Source organism: Caldimonas tepidiphila (genome assembly GCF_003569765.1).
GTDB lineage: Bacteria > Pseudomonadota > Gammaproteobacteria > Burkholderiales > Burkholderiaceae_C > Caldimonas > Caldimonas tepidiphila.
This window is the reverse complement of sequence record NZ_QXMG01000169.1, coordinates 1-1,019: the sequence shown is the minus strand read 5'-3', so window position 1 is coordinate 1,019 and position 1,019 is coordinate 1. Positions and strand designations below refer to the sequence as shown.

Here is a 1,019-nt window from a genome sequence, read left to right as displayed (position 1 = left end):
ATGGCCGACCAGCTCGGCCGCTCGGTGGGCGACCTCTACGCCGGCGCGATGATCCCCGGCCTGCTGCTGATCGGGCTGTACATCGCCTTCGTCGTCGCGGTCGCGCTGTTCAAGCCCGCCTGGGTGCCGCCGCTGCCGCCGGAAGCCCGCATCTACCGCGAGAGCAACGGCGCGAGCGGCCACCGCTCGCTCGGCCTGCTGATGCTGCTGTGCGCGGTGGCGGGCTACGCCTGGTCGCAGCTGCACGAGAGCATCGTCAACCCGATGCTCGAGCGCAGCACGCCCGCGCCCGGCGACGAGACGCTGATCGCCTCGCTGACCGTGGCCGCCTTCCTGGCGCTGGCGCTGGCGCTGCTCGACCGCGGCCTGAAGCTGAACCTGCTGTCCAAGCTCGCGCAGCGCGTGACCTTCGTGCTGATCCCGCCCCTGGTGCTGATCTTCCTCGTGCTCGGCACCATCTTCCTGGGCATCGCCACGCCCACCGAGGGCGGCGCGATGGGCGCGGTCGGCGCGCTGGTGATGGCGGTCTCGCGCCGCCAGCTGAACCTGAACCTGATGAAGATGGCGCTGGACAGCACCACGCGGCTGTCGTGCTTCGTGCTGTTCATCCTGATCGGCTCGACCGTGTTCAGCTTCACCTTCAACGCCGCCGACGGCCACATCTGGGTGGAGCACCTGTTCGACAAGCTGCCCGGCGGCGCGCTCGGCTTCCTGATCTTCGTGAACGTGCTGATCTTCGTGCTGGGCATGTTCATCGACTTCTTCGAGATCGCCTTCATCGTGATCCCGATCCTGGCGCCCGTGGCCGAGAAGATGGGGATCGACCTGGTGTGGTTCGGCGTGATCGTGGCGATGAACCTGCAGACCTCGTTCCTGACGCCGCCCTTCGGCTTCGCGCTGTTCTACCTGCGCAGCGTCGCGCCGCGCAGCGACTACACCGACCGCATCACCGCCGAGCGCATCCCGGCCGTCACCACGCCGCAGATCTACAAGGGCTCCATCGCCTTCATCGTGCTGCA

1 protein-coding gene is annotated in these 1,019 nt (G+C 67.9%); it reads left to right on the top strand.

The annotated features are described in order from the left end of the window. A partial coding sequence (locus tag D3A59_RS24935; RefSeq protein WP_119157985.1) for a TRAP transporter large permease occupies positions 1 to 1,019 on the top strand: 1,019 nt, incomplete at both ends.